This window comes from Pseudomonas sp. W2Aug9, assembly GCF_023127755.1.
Classification (GTDB): Bacteria; Pseudomonadota; Gammaproteobacteria; order Pseudomonadales; family Pseudomonadaceae; genus Aquipseudomonas; species Aquipseudomonas synxantha_A.
This window is the reverse complement of sequence record NZ_SPKL01000035.1, coordinates 265,316-281,133: the sequence shown is the minus strand read 5'-3', so window position 1 is coordinate 281,133 and position 15,818 is coordinate 265,316. Positions and strand designations below refer to the sequence as shown.

Here is a 15,818-nt window from a genome sequence, read left to right as displayed (position 1 = left end):
TTGACGCCCGCCGGGCGGGCTCTCCTTTCAAATGCGCGCGGTGCCGTGTGGGCACCACGCGAAGCTACCTGCAGACCTCAGTCGATGCGCTTGGCCGACTTGATCAACACAGGATCGATTGGCACGTTCTGCATGCCTTGTTTGGTGGTGGTCTGGGAGTTGACGATGATGTCGACCACATCCATGCCCTTGACCACTTTGGCGAACACGGCGTAACCGGCATCGCGGCCCGGGTCGAGGAAGGCATTGTCGGCTACGTTGATGAAGAACTGGCTGGTGGCCGAGTTCGGGTCATTGGTGCGGGCCATGGACAGCGTGCCGCGCACGTTATGCAGGCCATTACTGGCTTCGTTCTTGATCGGTGCTTCAGTCGGTTTTTGCGACATCTGCTGGGTGAACCCGCCGCCCTGGACCATGAAGCCCGGGATCACGCGGTGGAAAATCGTGTTGGTGTAGAAACCCTTGTCGACATAGGCGAGGAAGTTCTTGGTGCTGATCGGCGCCTTGACCGGGTCCAGTTCGATTTCAATGTCGCCATTGGTGGTGGAGATCAATACGTGGGGCGCCTTGGCCGGTTCGGCCGCCATCAGGTTGGCAGCGAACAGAACAGAACCGGCAAAGAAGGCGATTTTTTTCAGCATGGGTCAGTGATCCTGGGTAGTGGTTTCGACTGTCTTTAGAAAATCGAGCAAGGTTGCGTTAAAGACTTCGGGTTGATCCAAGGGCGTGGCATGGCGGGAATCTTCGATCACCACCAGTCGCGCATCGGGCAGCAGTTTTACATAGATTTCTTTCTGCGCCACGGGGGTGTAGTCGTGGTCGGCGCTGATGACCAGGGTTGGACAGGTAATTCGCGAAAGTTGTTCCTGCACGCCCCAGCCCACAATCGCGTCGAAGCTGGCGAGATAAGCACGTTTGTCGTTGCTTGCCCAGCGTTCGGCCATCTTGCGGCGCAGGTCTGCCTGGGCAGGTTTGGGAAACAGTCGTTCGCCCAGGGCGTTGCCGATGGTGCGCAGGTTGAGTACGCGGGCCAGGGTCCAGCGTTTGGCCCACTGCCAATAGTCACCTGCGCTGCGCACCTTGACTTCGGGCGCGCTGTTGACGATGCACAGGCTTCTGACTCGCGCGGGGTCGTCCACCGCCAGTTGGAAGGCGATCATGCCGCCCATGGATAAACCCACAACGTGGGCTGGCGGCAGGTCCAGGTGCTCGATCAGGGCGAGCAGGTCGAACGTGAAGCCCTGGATGCTGTAGCGCTCGCGGGGCTTATCGGAGCGGCCATGCCCACGCACGTCGACCACGATCAGGCGATAGTGCCGAGCCAGTACCGGCACTTGCAGCTCCCAATCCTGGCTACTGGAGCCCAGGCCGTGGATCAGGATCAGCGGCGCGCCGTGGCCGTATTCCTCGTAGTGCAGGCTGCAGCCTTCGTGGTCGAACCAGGCCATGGATGAACTCCGTTTCAGGCTTGTCGGGGAGCGGCGAAAGGCGCGTCCAGGGGAGCGGTGTCAAACGTGCGCAGCAGCTCCACGAGAATCTGCGTCGCCGGCCCCAGGGGTTTGTCTTTGTTGGAGTAGAGATAGAACGTCGGGTGACGGCTGCCACCTTGTTCCAGGGGCAGTTGCTTGAGTACACCTTCGGCCAGTTCGCGCTCGATCATGTGCCGTGGCAGCCAGGCAAAGCCCAGGCCGCTGCCCACGAAGGCGGCGGCGGTAGCCAGGCTGCCGACGGTCCAGCGCTGTTCGGCGCCCAGCCAACCCACGTCGCGCGGTTGCTGGCGGCCGGAGTCGCGGATGACCACCTGCATCTGGCTTTCCAGGTCCTGGAAACTCAGCTCGCGATTCATGCGGTGCAACGCATGTTCGGGGTGGGCCACGGCGATAAATTCCACATCGCTCATTTCGGTGCCCAGGTAACCGGGGATACTGAAACCGCAAATTGCCAGGTCGGCTACGCCTTCGATCAGCAGTTCTTCGACGCCGGACAACACCTCTTCACGCAAGCGCACGCGGCAGCCGCGACTTTGCGGCATAAACGCAGTCAGGGCGCGCACCAGGCGCGCATTGGGATAGGCCGCATCCACTACCAGGCGCACTTCGGCCTCCCATCCCTGTTCCATATGATGGGCAAGATCCTCAAGTTGACTGGCGTTCTTCACCAACTGCCGGGAGCGACGCAGCAGCACTTCACCGGCCTCGGTCAGCACCGCCTTGCGCCCGTCGATGCGCAGCAGCGGCACGCCGAGTTGATCCTGCATACGAGCCACGGTGTAGCTCACCGAGGATTGCGAACGGTGCAGCGCTTCAGCCGCCTGGGCGAAGCCGCCATGGTCAACCACGGCCTGCAACGTGCGCCATTGATCGAGGGTAACGCGGGGCGCTTTCAACATGAGCTCCTCTTGTCCTAAGCTGGCGGTCCTTATTGGAGACTGCCGAATGAGAAAATTGTGTTGTGTGTTGCTGGCGCTGCTGCCGATGAGCGTATTTGCCTACCCTATCGACGTGACGAAAAAGATCGATGGCGTCAGCATTGATTACACCGCCTCCGACGTGGACGCAGACATCAGCTCGATTCAGCTGAACAACTACGGCACCCAGGATGCTGTGTGTTCGGTAATCTTCACCAACGGCCCGGAATCGCCGCGCCGTCGCACCGTGAGCGTGCCAGCAGGCAAAAGCACCAACACCACGGTCAAGTTCAACCGCTCCATCATCAAGATGCGCATTGCCTTGGACTGCAGCCCCAAATAAAGCGATAGCGGAGCCTTTCTACAGGAGTACTCCGCTTATAAACAAATTTATAGATGGGTTATAGCAGTTTTTTGCGCTTTTTTATCGAATGAGCCCTGGTTAATCTTTTCTCCATCGACTTACAACATTCACCGATGGAGCCTACATAGCCATGTCCAACGTTCTGATCATCGAAAGCAGTGCGCGCCAGCAGGATTCTATCTCTCGCCAGCTCACGCAACAGTTCATCAGCCAATGGCGGGCTGCCCACCCAGCCGATCAGATCACCGTGCGCGACGTGGCACTCAACCCGGTTCCACACCTGGACGCCAACCTCCTTGGCGGCTGGATGAAACCTGAAGATCAGCGTAACGACAGCGAGCAGGTATCCCTGGAGCGTTCCAACGCATTGACCGACGAATTGCTCGCCGCCGATGTGTTGGTAATGGCTGCACCGATGTACAACTTCGCCATCCCCAGCACCCTCAAAGCCTGGCTGGATCACGTCCTGCGCGCCGGCGTAACGTTCAAGTACACCGCCACCGGGCCGCAGGGCTTGCTGACCGGCAAACGTGCCATTGTGCTGACCGCCCGTGGCGGCATTCACACCGGGGCCACCTCGGACCACCAGGAACCCTACCTGCGCCAGGTGATGGCCTTTATCGGCATTCACGACGTGACCTTCATTCACGCCGAAGGGGTGAACCTGAGCAGCGATTTTCAGGAAAAAGGCATCAACCATGCCAAAGCCCTGCTCGCACAGGTGGCGTGATCCGTTAATCGCCAGATAATCGCGGGCTGTTTATATAACGCCACGCCAACCCTTCAAGTACGCGTATCGAACCTCCCTTTGCACTTGTTGCTCCTGAGTGCTCCTGCCCGACTGCCGCTTTAGCGAGGTCGGGTTTTTTTTGCCTTGAGTTTCTTCAAGGCTGGAAAAGCTTTAATGTCGCGCCCATTCGAAACGAGGCGCGCATGGGCTATTTACTGGTTGTCACCCTGATTCAGGCATTTTCCTTCAGCTTGATCGGCGAATACCTCGCCGGTCACGTCGACAGCTACTTCGCAGTGCTGGTGCGCGTGGTGCTGGCCGGGCTGATCTTTATCCCGCTGACGCGCTGGCGCTCGGTGGAGCCTGCGTTCATGCGCGGCATGTTGGTGATCGGTGCATTGCAGTTCGGTGTGACCTACGTATGCCTGTACTTGAGCTTTCGCGTGCTGACGGTGCCGGAAGTGCTGCTGTTCACCATCCTCACACCGCTGCATGTGACCCTGATCGAGGACGCGCTTAATCGGCGCTTCAATCCTTGGGCACTGGTCGCGGCCCTGGTGGCGGTGGGCGGTGCGGCGGTGATTCGTTTCGATCAGATCACCCCGCACTTCCTGATGGGATTCTTGCTGCTGCAATTGGCCAACTTCACCTACGCCGCCGGGCAAGTCATGTACAAGCATCTGGTGGCGCGTTATCCCAGTGACCAACCGCACTTCCGGCGTTTCGGTTATTTCTACCTGGGCGCCTTGCTGGTGGTGTTGCCGGCGTTCCTGCTGTTCGGCAAGGCTGACTTCTTGCCGCAAGCGCCGCTGCAATGGGGCGTGCTGGTGTTCCTTGGTTTGGTCAGCACCGCGCTGGGCATGTACTGGTGGAACAAGGGCGCCTGTCTGGTCAATGGCGGTACCCTGGCGGTGATGAACAACCTGCATGTACCGGTGGGGCTGCTGTTGAACCTGCTGATCTGGAATCAGCATGAGCCGCTGGGCCGACTGGCCCTGGGCGGCCTGGTGATTCTGGGCGCGGTGTGGATCAGTCGGCTCGGCGCACGCCAGGCGCGGGCGGCGCTGTCATCGTGATCACCACTTTGCCTTTGGCGCGGCCTTGTTCGACATAGCTCAGGGCTTGGGCTGTGGACTCGAAAGGGAAGGTGCGGTCGATCACCGGCTTGATAATGCCGGCTTCCACCAGCGCGGTCAGTTCATCCAATTGGGCGCCGCTGGCGCGCATGAAGAGGAAGTCATAACGCACGCCTTGTTTGCGCGCTTTGCGGCGTATATCGCTGCTCAACACACCCATGACCAGGCCCAATAGCCACGACAGCTGCTGCTCGCGAGCAAACGCCTGCGTCGGTGGCCCGGAGATGGAGATGAGTTGACCGCCCGGTTTGAGAATGTCGAGTGACTTTGCCAGTGCGTCCGGACCGAGACTGTTCAAGACGACGTCATAATCATTGAGCAGGGTTTCGAAGTTTTGCTGCTTGTAGTCGATCACTAGATCGGCACCCAGTGCCTTGACCCACTCGACATTGGCGGTGCTGGTCGTCGTTGCGACAAATGCGCCCAAATGCTTGGCAAGCTGGATGGCGATACTGCCGACTCCGCCGGAACCGGCATGAATGAAGACCTTCTGGCCTTTTTTCAGCCTCGCTGTTTCAACCAGTACTTGCCATGCCGTCAATGCGACCGGAGGCAGGGCGGCGGCTTGCTCCATCGTGATGTTTGCAGGTTTGCGTGCCAGTGCGTCCTCGCGTACCGCAATCAGCTCGGCGAACGTGCCGATACGCTGCTGTGGAGGGCGGCCATACACTTCGTCACCCGGCTTGAAGCGTCGCACCGCGGCCCCGACGCTGAGTACCACGCCAGCCAGGTCATTGCCCAGTATCAACGGCAATGCATACGGCAGAATCAGTTTGAATTCGCCCTTGGCGATTTTTGCATCCAGAACGTTGACGCTGCTGGCATGTACTTGAACCAGCACGTCATGCTCACCCACCACTGGTGTTGGCGCTTCGGTGATGCGACCGGTCTGTTTGCCGTAACGTTCGATGGAAAATGCCTTCATGGTTCAACGCTCATCGCTTCGAGAGGAAGGGCAGGCGCATAGAGCGCGCCTGCAACAGGTTGATCAGGCTTGGGTCAGGTACCGCTCGGCAACCTCGGACTGCTTGATCTGCGACAGCAAGCCTTGTCGGGCTGCCTGCAAGGCATCCCAGCGTGCGCCGTCCTGCAAGGGCGGGATGGTCACGGGCTCACGACGGTCGAAACCGACCAGCGCCGCATCCACCAGGTCACCTACTTCCATCACGTCCGTGAGGGTGTTGATGTCAATGCCTGCCCGGTCCCAGATCTCGGTACGCGTAGCGGCCGGTAGCACGGCTTGTACATAGACACCTTTGGCGCCCAACTCCAGGCTCATGCCCTGGGACAGGAACAGTACGAATGCTTTGGTCGCGCCATATACGGTCATGCCGAACTCCGGCGCCAGGCCCACCACCGAGCCAATGTTGATGATAGCGCCATTCCCGGCTGCCGCCAGGCGTGGGGCAATGGCGCTGGCAAGCCGTACCAGCGCCGTGGTGTTGAGCGCGACCAATTGAGCGACGCTGTCGGTGGACTGTTCGATGAAGCTGCCGGACTGTGCGGCACCGGCATTGTTGACCAGCGTACCGATGCTGGAATCTTCGCGCAGACGTGCTTCGACCGCTGCCAGGTCAGCGATCTGGGTCAGGTCAGCGGGGAGGATATCAACCGTGATGGCGTGCTCTTCACGCAGACGTGCAGCGAGCGCTTCCAGGCGCTTGGTATCGCGGGCGACCAGAACCAGGTCGTGACCACGCTGGGCAAAACGTTCGGCGTAGGCGGCACCAATGCCGGTCGAGGCGCCAGTGATGAGAACGGTCTTGGAAGTGCTCATGGTGTGATGCTCAGTGAGTGCAGGGAGGTTTTATGATGTCGATCATAATCAAAGCTGTCAACGGTTTTGATTATGATCGACATCATAGTAAGATCCCTCTATCGCAGGGCAGCAGGAGCGCATAGAAATGAAGATCACCAAGACGCAATCACAGAACAATCGAGCGCATATCGTCGCAACGGCTTCCGCGCTGTTTCGTGAACGTGGTTTCGATGGGGTGGGTGTGGCCGAATTGATGGCTGCCGCTGGTTTTACCCAGGGCGGCTTCTACAAGCACTTCGGCTCCAAGGCGGATTTGATGGCAGAAGCGGCCGCCAATGGCCTGGCGCAGTCGCTCGCCAGCAGCGTGGAGATGGAGGCGGGGGAGTTTTTCGAGGTTTACCTGTCCAGGCAGCACCGCGATCATCGCGGCGGCGGGTGCACGTTGGCGGCGTTGTGTGCAGACGCTGCGCGTCAATCGGACACGCTTAAGGAGACTTTCGCCAACGGGCTGGAAAACACGCTGCAAGCCCTGGAGGCAAAGTACAACACGACGCAGGACGAGCCACAGCAAGACGTGCGCGCGAAAATGCTCAACAGGATGGCCCATGCCATTGGCGCAATCATGTTATCGCGGGCGTGCCCGGATGATTCCGCTTTGGCTGATGAAGTGCTTGAGGTTTGCCGCCAGGAGATTACGGCATCACTGCCGTAATCCCGTTCGGATCACTTCACGCCGTTTCGATGGCGGGTAGTTGCGCGGCCCCGGCCAACGCCGGCAATACGCCGGCGCGGAGGTCGTTGCCACTCGGCTGCTGATACAGGCTCAGCCCGAACTCCGGCAACACTGCCAGTAGATAATCGAAAATATCCCCCTGGATCCGCTCGTAATCCGCCCACGCGGTGGTGCGGGTAAAGCAGTAGATCTCCAGCGGCACGCCCTGGGCGGTGGTTTGCATCTGGCGCACCATGCAGGTCATGTTCGGCTGGATGTCCGGGTGGCTTTGCAGATACGCCAGGGCATAGGCGCGGAACGTGCCGAGGTTGGTCATGCGCCGGCGGTTGGCCGACAGTTGCGCGCTGTGGCCCTGGGCCTCGTTCCAGGCCTTGAGTTCGGCCTGTTTGCGACCGATGTAGCCGGTGAGCAGGTGCACCTGGGTCATGCGCACTTCTTCGTCATCGCGCAAAAAGCGCACGCCGCTGGCATCGATATACAGGCTGCGCTTGATGCGCCGCCCGCCGGAGGCCTGCATACCGCGCCAGTTCTTGAACGACTCGGACATCAGGCGCCAGGTCGGGATGGAAACGATGGTTTTGTCGAAATTCTGCACCTTGACCGTATGCAGGGTGATGTCCACCACATCGCCGTCGGCGCCGACCTGGGGCATTTCGATCCAGTCGCCGACCCGCAGCATGTCGTTGCTGGTCAATTGCACACTGGCGACGAACGACAGCAGCGTGTCCTTGTACACCAACAGAATCACCGCCGACATCGCACCCAGGCCCGACAGCAGCAGTAGCGGCGAACGGTCGATCAGGGTGGCGACGATGATGATTGCGCCAAACACGAACAACACCATTTTTGCCAACTGCACATAACCCTTGATCGAGCGGGTGCGTGCGTGTTCGGTGCGTGCGTAGATATCCAGCAGCGCATTGAGCAGGGCACTCATGGCCAGCACCATAAACAGAATGGTGATCGCCAGGGCCACATTGCCGATAAACAGAATGGCGGTCTTGCTCAGGTCAGGTACCAGGTACAGGCCGAACTGGATCACCAGGGACGGCGTCATTTGCGCCAGCCGATGGAAGACTTTGTTATGTCGCAGATCGTTCAGCCAGTGCAGGGCCGGTTGCCGGCCAAGCAATTTGACCGCGTGCAGGATGAGGTAACGCGCTACCCGTCCAACCAGCAATGCCACCACCAGCAGCACCAGCAAGCCGAGGCTGGAATGCAGGACCGGGTGTTCATCGAGGGCGCCCCAAAGGTCTTGGACGTTGAGCCAGAGCTGTTTGATATCCATGAGTGAACCGATTCTTCTGTAAGACAACACGGGGCGATTAGAGCATTTAAGTGCAACAAAGTTGACGCTCTGGACAAAATCGCTCACAAAAAAGCAGCTGATTAGCCCTGTTCGCGTAAAGAAACTCGGTTTGGCCGCCCGAAACCGGTAACCTATGGCGCTGATATTTTGTATTTCTTCGAGGTAGCACCCGTGTTTTCCCAATTCGCCCTGCACGAACGCCTGCTCAAAGCCGTGGCCGAGCTTAAATTTGTCGAGCCTACGCCTGTGCAAGCAGCGGCCATCCCGCTCGCGCTCCAAGGGCGTGACCTGCGGGTGACGGCTCAAACCGGCAGCGGCAAGACCGCCGCTTTCGTCTTGCCGGTTCTGAATCGTCTGATTGGCCCGGCCAAGGTCCGCGTCAGCATCAAGACCCTGATCCTGCTGCCGACCCGTGAGCTGGCCCAGCAGACCCTCAAGGAAGTCGAGCGCTTCTCGCAATTCACCTTCATCAAGTCCGGCATCATTACCGGCGGCGAAGACTTCAAGGTCCAGGCTGCCATGCTGCGCAAGGTGCCGGACATCCTGATCGGTACCCCGGGGCGCATGATCGAGCAACTCAACGCCGGCAACCTCGACCTCAAGGAAGTCGAAGTACTGGTGCTCGACGAAGCCGACCGTATGCTCGACATGGGCTTTGCCGATGACGTGCAGCGCCTGGTTGCTGAATGCGTCAATCGCCAGCAGACCATGTTGTTCTCCGCCACCACCGGCGGTTCAACCCTGCGCGACATGGTTGCCAAGGTGCTGAACAACCCTGAGCACTTGCAGGTCAACAACGTCAGTGACCTGAACGCCACCACGCGTCAGCAGATCGTGACCGCTGACCATAACGTGCACAAAGAACAGATCCTCAACTGGTTGCTGGCCAACGAGACCTACCAGAAGGCCATCGTGTTCACCAACACCCGTGCCGCCGCCGACCGTATCTACGGGCGTCTGGTCGCGCAGGAATACAAGGCGTTCGTGCTGCACGGCGAGAAAGACCAGAAGGACCGCAAGCTGGCCATCGACCGCCTCAAGGCTGGCGGCGTGAAGATCCTGGTAGCCACCGACGTCGCTGCGCGTGGCCTGGACGTTGATGGCCTGGATCTGGTGATCAACTTCGACATGCCCCGCAGCGGCGACGAATACGTGCACCGTATCGGCCGTACCGGGCGTGCCGGCAACGATGGCCTGGCCATCTCGCTGATCTGCCACGGCGACTGGAACCTGATGTCGAGCATTGAACGCTACCTCAAGCAGTCGTTCGAGCGCCGTACCATCAAGGAAGTCAAAGGCACTTACACCGGGCCGAAGAAGGTCAAGGCGTCGGGCAAGGCCGTTGGCGTGAAGAAGAAAAAGACTGACGCCAAGGGCGACAAAAAGAAAACCGGCGCCAAATCGCCGACCAAGCGCAAGATCGCCAACCGGCCGAAGACCGACAACCTGTCGCTCGTCAGCAAGGATGGCATGGCGCCGCTCAAGCGCCGCAAGCCAGAAGCACCGGCTGCCGAATAAGCAGCCAGGCAGAAAAAAACCGGACAATGTCCGGTTTTTTTTCGCCATCAGTTTTTGGCTTTGGAGGCGGCTTCTTTCAGTTCTTTGAGCCGGGCGTCGATCAGTTGGCATTTGTCGGGAAACTCGGCGCTTTCGGTGTCCAGGTCCATTTTCTGCAACTGGGCATTCATCTCCTTGGCTTTCTGGGGATTCTGCTCCGTTAGCTGGGTCACTTGCTTGGCCAGTTCTTCGCGTTTGGCCGTGGCCTCTTCAGGCGTGCAAGCCCAGGCGGGCAGGGCGCTTAACAATGTGGCGGCAATCGCCAGGTTCATCAGGGTTTTCATGGTCGGACCTCCTTGGCGGTATAGGCAGTTGAGGCGGCGAACGTCTGGAAAGTTCAGAGAAATGACGCCCGTCTATCCGGGTGAACGGCCAGTGCCCCCACGTGTCACTACCTATGACGGGCTAATTTTTCATCGGCCTGCAGGAGGAATCAGGATGACGACTTACAACTGGGATCTGATCGAACGTCTGCTGCACGAAGTGCAGAACGGCGAGGGCAGCTTCGCCCCGCGTAAATACGCCGAGCAGGAAGCCGCTGATAAGGCTGCGGCTGGCGAGGACACCGGGAACCTGGATGCGCTGAAAAAAACCGCTGCGGATTACGAGGCGTTGTTGTTCAAGCGCGGGTTTATTGAGTCGCGTCCCGAAGAGGAAGGCGGCAATGGTGAAAACTTCATCTTGACTGAGCGGGGTGCAAGTCTGCTGGCGTTGATCGACAGCTCGATTCCTGGCAATGAGCACCCCCGTCAAGTGATGGACGAGCAGGAGGACGCGCTGGAGGAGGCGACCTTCGATCAAGTCTCTTCCAAAGCTGCGATTGCCGGTGGCTCTATCTAACCCCTGAATCCAATGTGGGTGGGAGCCCTGCTCCCCTCCCTATTGATTTGCGCCGGCCTTGAGGCATTTAAGCGCTTTGAAATCGCCTCGTACGCCGTCGATTTTTTGCCTCAGCTTCTGACGTTGTTGCTCGGTGCTCTCAGCCATCAGGTCCACGATCAGACTGCGCGCCGCCGCTTCGGTCTGGGCATAGGCAGCGCGGTATTCAGGCGTCCATAGGCTCTCCCTGTCCACCAGCAAACGTTGCATTTTCTGCGGGAAGTCGGCGTCGTGGCGGTGTTCAACGGCCTCGATAAACTGCGCCTGCCAATGGGCGCGGTTGCCGATCCACGCCTGGTTCTGTTCGCCCAAAGCGTTGGACCACGCCGTTACACGGTTTTGCTGGCTAGCGCTTAGCGGGCCGATCCAGGCATCCAGGCGCTTGCTCATGCGCTGGGCGCGTTCCTTGATCTGCTGGGCCAGCGGCGGTTTGAGGTATTCATCCTGGCGTTTGCGCAGGTCTTTGGCCAGGGCGTCGCTCATGTCCTTGACCTGTTGATCATCCAGACCCTGCAGCAACTGCACGGCGGACGGGGTGATCTCCCGCGCGATCTCGGCAATCGCCTGCTTGGCTTCCACGGTTCGGGTTTGCAGCGCGGCGTCAGTGATCTGCTGGCTGTCGACCATCTGCTGCAGGCGGTCGAGCCAGTCCAGGTAGCCCGGCAATTGCGTGGTGCAATGCCAGGCCAGGTGTTCCTTGAGGGTGTCGTTGAACCAGCTCTTCTGCCCGGCATTCATGTCCAGGTAGTCGTTGAGGGTCCAGGGGATGATCACGTCGAGATTACGGTAGGCCAGGCCCACGCGATTGCAGCCGGCGAGCACCAGGCTCAGGGTCAGCAGTACCATCAGGAGTTTGAGCCGGCGCAACATGGGCGAGTCCTTGCACGGATGGGGTTAATGCATGTGAACCTGCGCGGGGTGCGACAGTTCAGCCCATCAATAAAACGGCCGGACGGCCTTCAAGGTCAACAGGCCGTCGCATTGCGAGTTGTGTCCGGAGTAGGCCGAGCACTCTCCGCCGCTGAGGCTGGAGTCGCTGTAGATCAGATCCAGGTCGATGCCTTTCCAGGCCCGGGAGAATTGCACCGACCAGTCGCTGAAACTGCTGATGGCGCCGTTTTCCACCGACACCGGTGTGCCCAATTGATGGGTGGTGTATTTCATGCTGACGCCGATACCGAACGGCTGGGTGCCGCCGAGGTCGGCGAACAGGGTGCTGTCCTGACGGTCGGGGTCGTTGCTGAAGGACACGCCGAAGCGGTTGCCCAACAGATTCAGGCCGCCGTAGAACTCCTGGCTGTCGAGGGGGCTGACCTTGGGGTAGCTGTAGTGAATCAAGCCCACTTCATAGCCCAGGGTCTGGTCGAAAGGGCGTTTGAAACCCAGGTAGGAGTCAACTTCGAGATTGTTGGCCGACGACAGGCCCATATTCGGTGAAAACTGGCCGAAATACAGGCCGCTGTCGTGGGTAAGGTCCAGGCCTCCGTGGAACGAGTCACTGCCAGGGGAGGTGGGCTTGACCAGGCCCTGGGCCATGCTACGGCTGGGGGTAGTGCCCAATTTCAGGTCGAAGTCGCCCAGTTCACGCTGAAAAATCTGCGCTTCGGCCAAAGGGCTGGCGATCAGAATGCTGACCAGGAAAATACAGCGTTTAAGCATGCTTCACTCCATGAAAAGCGAGGAGCAGTAACGGATGGGTTCGAGCAGATGCCCGTGCTAGACGTGTGCAAGGATACCGGCGAATGCCAGGCATTGAGGCCCGTTCGTCGATTAGCTTGGTATTGAAGGGTGTACGAGGGTGTTTCCAACTCTAGTCCTAGCGCCTTGAAGGCAAGACGCTTAGGGACCAGATGCAGTGCGCAGGTAGGACGATTACTTCTTGCCCAGGCTGATCTGCTTGGACGGGCCGAAAGTCTGGCCGCTCACGCCCTTGGCAATTTGCTGGATTTCGCCGCCGGACTTGAGGAAAGCAGCAATCTGGCTGTTGATCGATTCGCTGGTTTCAACGGCGGGAGCTGGCTTTGCTTTGCTGTTGGATGCTTTTACACGCATGGCGGCCACTAACCTGTAGAGAATTAACTTGGCCAGGCATCGTACAGGAAATACTTGACAATTGCTTGGCAAATATCCCCTGAGAATATAGGCCAGGCTGGGAAAGAGCCCAGGTTTAATGATGAAATAAGCCGCTAACTTACTGTTTTAGCTCGAAACCATGGGCGTGTGCGAGGTTGGCGGCCCGGAAAAATTCAACCGATTGATCAGACGAGCGGGGCGATGCCAATAGAACGCCATGCCAGCCCGCGATTTTTCAGGCGCGCGCGCGTGCAGGGCCCAACTCGGGTAGAATGCCGCCCACGCAATGAGGGTATTGGAAATGGCTTTAGTCGGGCGCTACAACAGCTTGCAAGTGGTCAAGCACACTAACTTTGGTTTGTACCTCGATGGTGCGCAAGATGGGGAAATCCTCTTGCCTAATCGGTATATCCCTAAAGATATTCCCAGTGAAGATGAAGACTGGCTCAATGTTTTCATTTACTTGGACAGCGATGACAAACTTATCGCCACCACTGAAAAACCCAAAGTTCAAGTCGGCGAATTTGCCAGTTTGAAAGTTGTGGAAGTCAACAGTATCGGGGTGTTCCTCGACTGGGGCCTGCCAAAGGATCTGCTGCTGCCGTATTCGGAAGAAAAGCGCCAGCTGACGGCGGGTGAATATTGCGTGGTGCACGTCTACCTCGACAAGCACACCAAGCGCATCACCGCCACCGCACGTCTTGACCGTTACCTGGACAAGACGCCAGCCAACTACCAGGTGGGCCAGGAAGTCGATCTGTTGGTGGCTGAAGCCACGGACATGGGCTTCAAGGCAATCATCAACAACAAGCACTGGGGCCTGATCCACAAGAACGAAGTGTTCAAGTTCCTGCGCCCGGGCAAGGAAGAAAAAGGCTTCATCAAGGAGATTCGCGCCGATGGCAACATCAGCCTGAGCCTGCAACCGGTCGGCCAGGAAGCGGCCTCCAGCCTCAACTCCAAGATCCTCGCCAAGTTGCGTGACAACAACGGCACCCTGCCGGTCAGCGACAAAAGCGATCCGGCGGTGATCAGCAACTTGTTCGGCGTCAGCAAAGGCAACTTTAAAAAGGCCATTGGTGCGCTCTACAAGCAAGGCCAGATCGTGATTCACGCCGACCGCATTGAACTAAGCTGATCGCGCCTGGCTCTTTGTAGGAGCGAGCTTGCTCGCGAAAATATTCCACGCGCAGTGTGGCGTCGGATGTACGTTTTTCGCGAGCAAGCTCGCTCCTACAAAGGCTCGTGTCATGTCCAAGAGACCGCTCTTCGCCTACCTCGGCACCTTGCTCGCCTTCCTGGTCCTCGACGGCCTCTGGCTCGGCGTGCTGATGGGCCCCACCTACAAATCCCTGCTCGGCCCGCTGATGCTTGATCAGCCGCGCCTGTTGCCTGCGGTGTTGTTCTATCTGCTGTATGTCCTCGGTTGTGTGGTGTTCGTGGTCTTGCCCAGTGCCAGTTGGCAACGTGCTGCGCGGTTGGGCGCACTGCTGGGCCTGGTGGCCTATGGCACTTATGATCTGAGCAATTGGGCCACGCTTCAGGGCTGGTCCGCCGGGCTCGCGGTGATGGACATGGCGTGGGGCACCTGTTTAACCGCCCTGTGCTGCACCGTCGGCCACCTGTGTGCACGGCGTGTGCATCGGTAGTTGGCGGTTGATCAAGACCGAGCCTGCCACCAACAACCCGGCACCGGCGACGATCAACGCCGGGTGCAGACCACCACTGAGGTGACTGCTCATCGAGGCCAGTAGCGGACCGCTCAGTTGGCCGATGGCAAAGCTGGCGGTCAGTAGCCCTGTGCTGCGTTGGTAGCCGTTGGGTGCAACCTCGCGCAGGCGCGCCATTACCAGTTGCATGCAGGCCAGGAAGGGCGCGCCGCACAACAACACGCCCAGCGCAAGGCCCCAACTGTTACCGAGCAGGCAGGCGAAGACCCCGGCCGCTTGCAGCCACAAGGTCACCATCAGCCATCGGCGCGTGGTGTCCGGGCTCTTGCGGCGCAGACTTGCCACCACCACACCTACAGCGGCAGCCAGGCCGAAGCAGGGCCAGAACAGATCGGCCTGCCAGGCTCCGTTGAACTGTGCGTTGGCCATCTGCGACAGAAAGGTCGCGGGGATGATGTAGCCCAGGCCGAACAGGAAATAGATCCAGCACAGATGCGCGATGCTGCCGTTGTTGCTTGCACGGGTTTCAGCAGGCGCCGTGAGGGTTGGCTTGGGTAAAAAGGGCAGGATCGCCAGCAGCATCACCAGGGCAACGATGCCGTAGACCAGCCACAGCATGGCGGAGCCTTGCCCCAGCAAGTTCGAGCCCAGCGCCAGCAGCCCCGTCAGCGCAATCCCAAGTCCCGGCCCGGCAAATACCAGCGCACCCAGACGCGGCCGGCCGGCGGCGATCGCCAGCGGCTGGCTCAGGCTGGTAATCATCACCAGAGCCCAGGCGCTGGCCACGCCGGTTCCGAAGCGCAACAGCAAGTGCGGCCAGAACCCATGGGCCCAGTACGACGCCAGCGTCAGCAGGACGCAGAGCCACAACCCGCCATAAAGGCGGCCGCGTACATGATGATGGCTGCGAGCAAAGATCGAATCCACCGCGCCCACAAAGTAGCCCAAGTAATTGGCGGCCGCGATCAGCCCGGCATCCGCCAGGTCGACCTGACCTTCGCTGAGTAAATGCGGCATTTGCGGGGTCAGGGCGAAGCGGCCAATGCCCATGGCCATCATCAGGGCGATAAAGCTGGCGAGTAAACGAATCTGCGGTGACATGCTTAGGTTTCCTACAGGAAAGCGAATGACTTGTAGGCTAAGGCGGATTGACTTTCTGTAAAATTGAATAATAGTGAGTAACTTGTTCAGTTTTGGAGAA

Annotated in this window: 19 protein-coding genes; 8 read left to right on the top strand and 11 right to left on the bottom strand. The window is 59.2% G+C overall.

Going from position 1 to position 15,818, the window contains the following annotated elements; genetic code table 11:
* Positions 1-77: 77 nt before the first annotated feature.
* From E3O56_RS22030 to E3O56_RS22020, 3 genes are read right to left on the bottom strand one after another with little or no spacing between them, the layout of a single operon-like run.
* Positions 78-641: a peptidylprolyl isomerase gene (locus E3O56_RS22030; protein ID WP_032879982.1), complete on the bottom strand. Its 564-nt coding sequence runs from the start codon at positions 639-641 to the stop codon at positions 78-80.
* Between the two features lie 3 nt (positions 642-644).
* Entirely contained in the window at positions 645-1,448 is an 804-nt protein-coding gene (locus tag E3O56_RS22025; RefSeq protein ID WP_248128980.1) for an alpha/beta hydrolase, read from the bottom strand.
* 14 nt (positions 1,449-1,462) lie between these two features.
* Positions 1,463-2,386, bottom strand: coding sequence for a LysR family transcriptional regulator (locus tag E3O56_RS22020; protein WP_005790234.1), 924 nt, complete (start codon positions 2,384-2,386; stop codon positions 1,463-1,465).
* 49 nt (positions 2,387-2,435) lie between these two features.
* Here E3O56_RS22020 and E3O56_RS22015 point away from each other — a divergent pair, with 49 nt between their 5' ends.
* The 3 genes from E3O56_RS22015 (at position 2,436) to E3O56_RS22005 (ending at position 4,577) form a co-directional block, all read left to right on the top strand.
* Positions 2,436-2,750 (top strand): hypothetical protein, encoded by a 315-nt coding sequence (locus E3O56_RS22015; protein WP_032879985.1) that lies wholly within the window; start codon positions 2,436-2,438, stop codon positions 2,748-2,750.
* 151 nt (positions 2,751-2,901) lie between these two features.
* Positions 2,902-3,501 carry an FMN-dependent NADH-azoreductase gene (locus E3O56_RS22010; protein WP_103733652.1) on the top strand — a complete coding sequence of 200 codons (600 nt, stop codon included), beginning with the start codon at positions 2,902-2,904 and terminating at the stop codon, positions 3,499-3,501.
* A gap of 203 nt (positions 3,502-3,704) precedes the next feature.
* On the top strand, positions 3,705-4,577 hold the full coding sequence (locus E3O56_RS22005; RefSeq protein WP_005790229.1) for a carboxylate/amino acid/amine transporter: 873 nt from the start codon (positions 3,705-3,707) through the stop codon (positions 4,575-4,577).
* Here the strand turns inward: E3O56_RS22005 and E3O56_RS22000 are convergent.
* Positions 4,531-5,562, bottom strand: coding sequence for an NADP-dependent oxidoreductase (locus tag E3O56_RS22000; protein ID WP_248128979.1), 1,032 nt, complete (start codon positions 5,560-5,562; stop codon positions 4,531-4,533). The genes E3O56_RS22005 and E3O56_RS22000 overlap by 47 nt on opposite strands.
* A 63-nt stretch (positions 5,563-5,625) precedes the next feature.
* Entirely contained in the window at positions 5,626-6,414 is a 789-nt protein-coding gene (locus tag E3O56_RS21995; RefSeq protein ID WP_103733654.1) for an SDR family oxidoreductase, read from the bottom strand.
* 127 nt (positions 6,415-6,541) lie between these two features.
* Between E3O56_RS21995 and E3O56_RS21990 the strand changes: the two genes are divergently transcribed.
* On the top strand, positions 6,542-7,108 hold the full coding sequence (locus E3O56_RS21990) for a TetR/AcrR family transcriptional regulator (RefSeq protein ID WP_078822015.1): 567 nt from the start codon (positions 6,542-6,544) through the stop codon (positions 7,106-7,108).
* 16 nt (positions 7,109-7,124) lie between these two features.
* On the opposite strand, the gene E3O56_RS21985 is transcribed toward E3O56_RS21990, so the two are convergent.
* Positions 7,125-8,417 (bottom strand): mechanosensitive ion channel family protein, encoded by a 1,293-nt coding sequence (locus E3O56_RS21985; RefSeq protein WP_103733655.1) that lies wholly within the window; start codon positions 8,415-8,417, stop codon positions 7,125-7,127.
* 192 nt (positions 8,418-8,609) lie between these two features.
* On the opposite strand from E3O56_RS21985, the gene E3O56_RS21980 reads away from it, so the two are divergent.
* Positions 8,610-9,956, top strand: coding sequence for a DEAD/DEAH box helicase (locus E3O56_RS21980; protein ID WP_005790219.1), 1,347 nt, complete (start codon positions 8,610-8,612; stop codon positions 9,954-9,956).
* Positions 9,957-10,003: 47 nt separating this feature from the next.
* On the opposite strand, the gene E3O56_RS21975 is transcribed toward E3O56_RS21980, so the two are convergent.
* A complete protein-coding gene (locus tag E3O56_RS21975; RefSeq protein ID WP_032879994.1) occupies positions 10,004-10,279 on the bottom strand; it encodes a hypothetical protein in 276 nt (91 codons plus the stop codon).
* 154 nt (positions 10,280-10,433) lie between these two features.
* Here E3O56_RS21975 and E3O56_RS21970 point away from each other — a divergent pair, with 154 nt between their 5' ends.
* Positions 10,434-10,835 carry a transcriptional regulator gene (locus E3O56_RS21970; protein WP_103733656.1) on the top strand — a complete coding sequence of 134 codons (402 nt, stop codon included), beginning with the start codon at positions 10,434-10,436 and terminating at the stop codon, positions 10,833-10,835.
* Between the two features lie 39 nt (positions 10,836-10,874).
* Here E3O56_RS21970 and E3O56_RS21965 read toward each other — a convergent pair whose 3' ends face one another.
* From E3O56_RS21965 to E3O56_RS21955, 3 genes are all read right to left on the bottom strand, one after another.
* Positions 10,875-11,744: a DUF6279 family lipoprotein gene (locus E3O56_RS21965; protein WP_078822002.1), complete on the bottom strand. Its 870-nt coding sequence runs from the start codon at positions 11,742-11,744 to the stop codon at positions 10,875-10,877.
* A 66-nt stretch (positions 11,745-11,810) separates the two neighbouring features.
* Positions 11,811-12,533 (bottom strand): TorF family putative porin, encoded by a 723-nt coding sequence (locus E3O56_RS21960; protein WP_248128978.1) that lies wholly within the window; start codon positions 12,531-12,533, stop codon positions 11,811-11,813.
* A gap of 213 nt (positions 12,534-12,746) precedes the next feature.
* The gene (locus E3O56_RS21955) at positions 12,747-12,926 is read right to left on the bottom strand and encodes a hypothetical protein (protein WP_003193095.1); all 180 of its coding nucleotides are present in this window, start codon (positions 12,924-12,926) and stop codon (positions 12,747-12,749) included.
* A 322-nt stretch (positions 12,927-13,248) separates the two neighbouring features.
* Between E3O56_RS21955 and E3O56_RS21950 the strand changes: the two genes are divergently transcribed.
* On the top strand, positions 13,249-14,085 hold the full coding sequence (locus E3O56_RS21950; RefSeq protein ID WP_019820451.1) for a S1-like domain-containing RNA-binding protein: 837 nt from the start codon (positions 13,249-13,251) through the stop codon (positions 14,083-14,085).
* A 112-nt stretch (positions 14,086-14,197) separates the two neighbouring features.
* Complete coding sequence (locus E3O56_RS21945) at positions 14,198-14,596, top strand: DUF2177 family protein (RefSeq protein WP_032879998.1); 399 nt, start codon at positions 14,198-14,200, stop codon at positions 14,594-14,596.
* Here E3O56_RS21945 and E3O56_RS21940 read toward each other — a convergent pair.
* Positions 14,540-15,718, bottom strand: coding sequence for an MFS transporter (locus tag E3O56_RS21940; RefSeq protein ID WP_148852754.1), 1,179 nt, complete (start codon positions 15,716-15,718; stop codon positions 14,540-14,542). The two genes, E3O56_RS21945 and E3O56_RS21940, sit on opposite strands and share 57 nt — an antisense overlap.
* Between the last annotated feature and the right edge of the window lie 100 nt (positions 15,719-15,818).

What these genes read in the sequence shown, in the direction of transcription:
- E3O56_RS22030 (WP_032879982.1), bottom strand. Translation starts at nt 641, where the DNA reads ATGCTGAAAAAAATCGCCTTCTTTGCCGGTTCTGTTCTGTTCGCTGCC.
- E3O56_RS22025 (WP_248128980.1), bottom strand. Translation starts at nt 1,448, where the DNA reads ATGGCCTGGTTCGACCACGAAGGCTGCAGCCTGCACTACGAGGAATAC.
- E3O56_RS22015 (WP_032879985.1), top strand. Translation starts at nt 2,436, where the DNA reads ATGAGAAAATTGTGTTGTGTGTTGCTGGCGCTGCTGCCGATGAGCGTA.
- E3O56_RS22010 (WP_103733652.1), top strand. Translation starts at nt 2,902, where the DNA reads ATGTCCAACGTTCTGATCATCGAAAGCAGTGCGCGCCAGCAGGATTCT.
- E3O56_RS22005 (WP_005790229.1), top strand. Translation starts at nt 3,705, where the DNA reads ATGGGCTATTTACTGGTTGTCACCCTGATTCAGGCATTTTCCTTCAGC.
- E3O56_RS22000 (WP_248128979.1), bottom strand. Translation starts at nt 5,562, where the DNA reads ATGAAGGCATTTTCCATCGAACGTTACGGCAAACAGACCGGTCGCATC.
- E3O56_RS21995 (WP_103733654.1), bottom strand. Translation starts at nt 6,414, where the DNA reads ATGAGCACTTCCAAGACCGTTCTCATCACTGGCGCCTCGACCGGCATT.
- E3O56_RS21990 (WP_078822015.1), top strand. Translation starts at nt 6,542, where the DNA reads ATGAAGATCACCAAGACGCAATCACAGAACAATCGAGCGCATATCGTC.
- E3O56_RS21985 (WP_103733655.1), bottom strand. Translation starts at nt 8,417, where the DNA reads ATGGATATCAAACAGCTCTGGCTCAACGTCCAAGACCTTTGGGGCGCC.
- E3O56_RS21975 (WP_032879994.1), bottom strand. Translation starts at nt 10,279, where the DNA reads ATGAAAACCCTGATGAACCTGGCGATTGCCGCCACATTGTTAAGCGCC.
- E3O56_RS21970 (WP_103733656.1), top strand. Translation starts at nt 10,434, where the DNA reads ATGACGACTTACAACTGGGATCTGATCGAACGTCTGCTGCACGAAGTG.
- E3O56_RS21965 (WP_078822002.1), bottom strand. Translation starts at nt 11,744, where the DNA reads ATGTTGCGCCGGCTCAAACTCCTGATGGTACTGCTGACCCTGAGCCTG.
- E3O56_RS21960 (WP_248128978.1), bottom strand. Translation starts at nt 12,533, where the DNA reads ATGCTTAAACGCTGTATTTTCCTGGTCAGCATTCTGATCGCCAGCCCT.
- E3O56_RS21955 (WP_003193095.1), bottom strand. Translation starts at nt 12,926, where the DNA reads ATGCGTGTAAAAGCATCCAACAGCAAAGCAAAGCCAGCTCCCGCCGTT.
- E3O56_RS21950 (WP_019820451.1), top strand. Translation starts at nt 13,249, where the DNA reads ATGGCTTTAGTCGGGCGCTACAACAGCTTGCAAGTGGTCAAGCACACT.
- E3O56_RS21945 (WP_032879998.1), top strand. Translation starts at nt 14,198, where the DNA reads ATGTCCAAGAGACCGCTCTTCGCCTACCTCGGCACCTTGCTCGCCTTC.
- E3O56_RS21940 (WP_148852754.1), bottom strand. Translation starts at nt 15,718, where the DNA reads ATGTCACCGCAGATTCGTTTACTCGCCAGCTTTATCGCCCTGATGATG.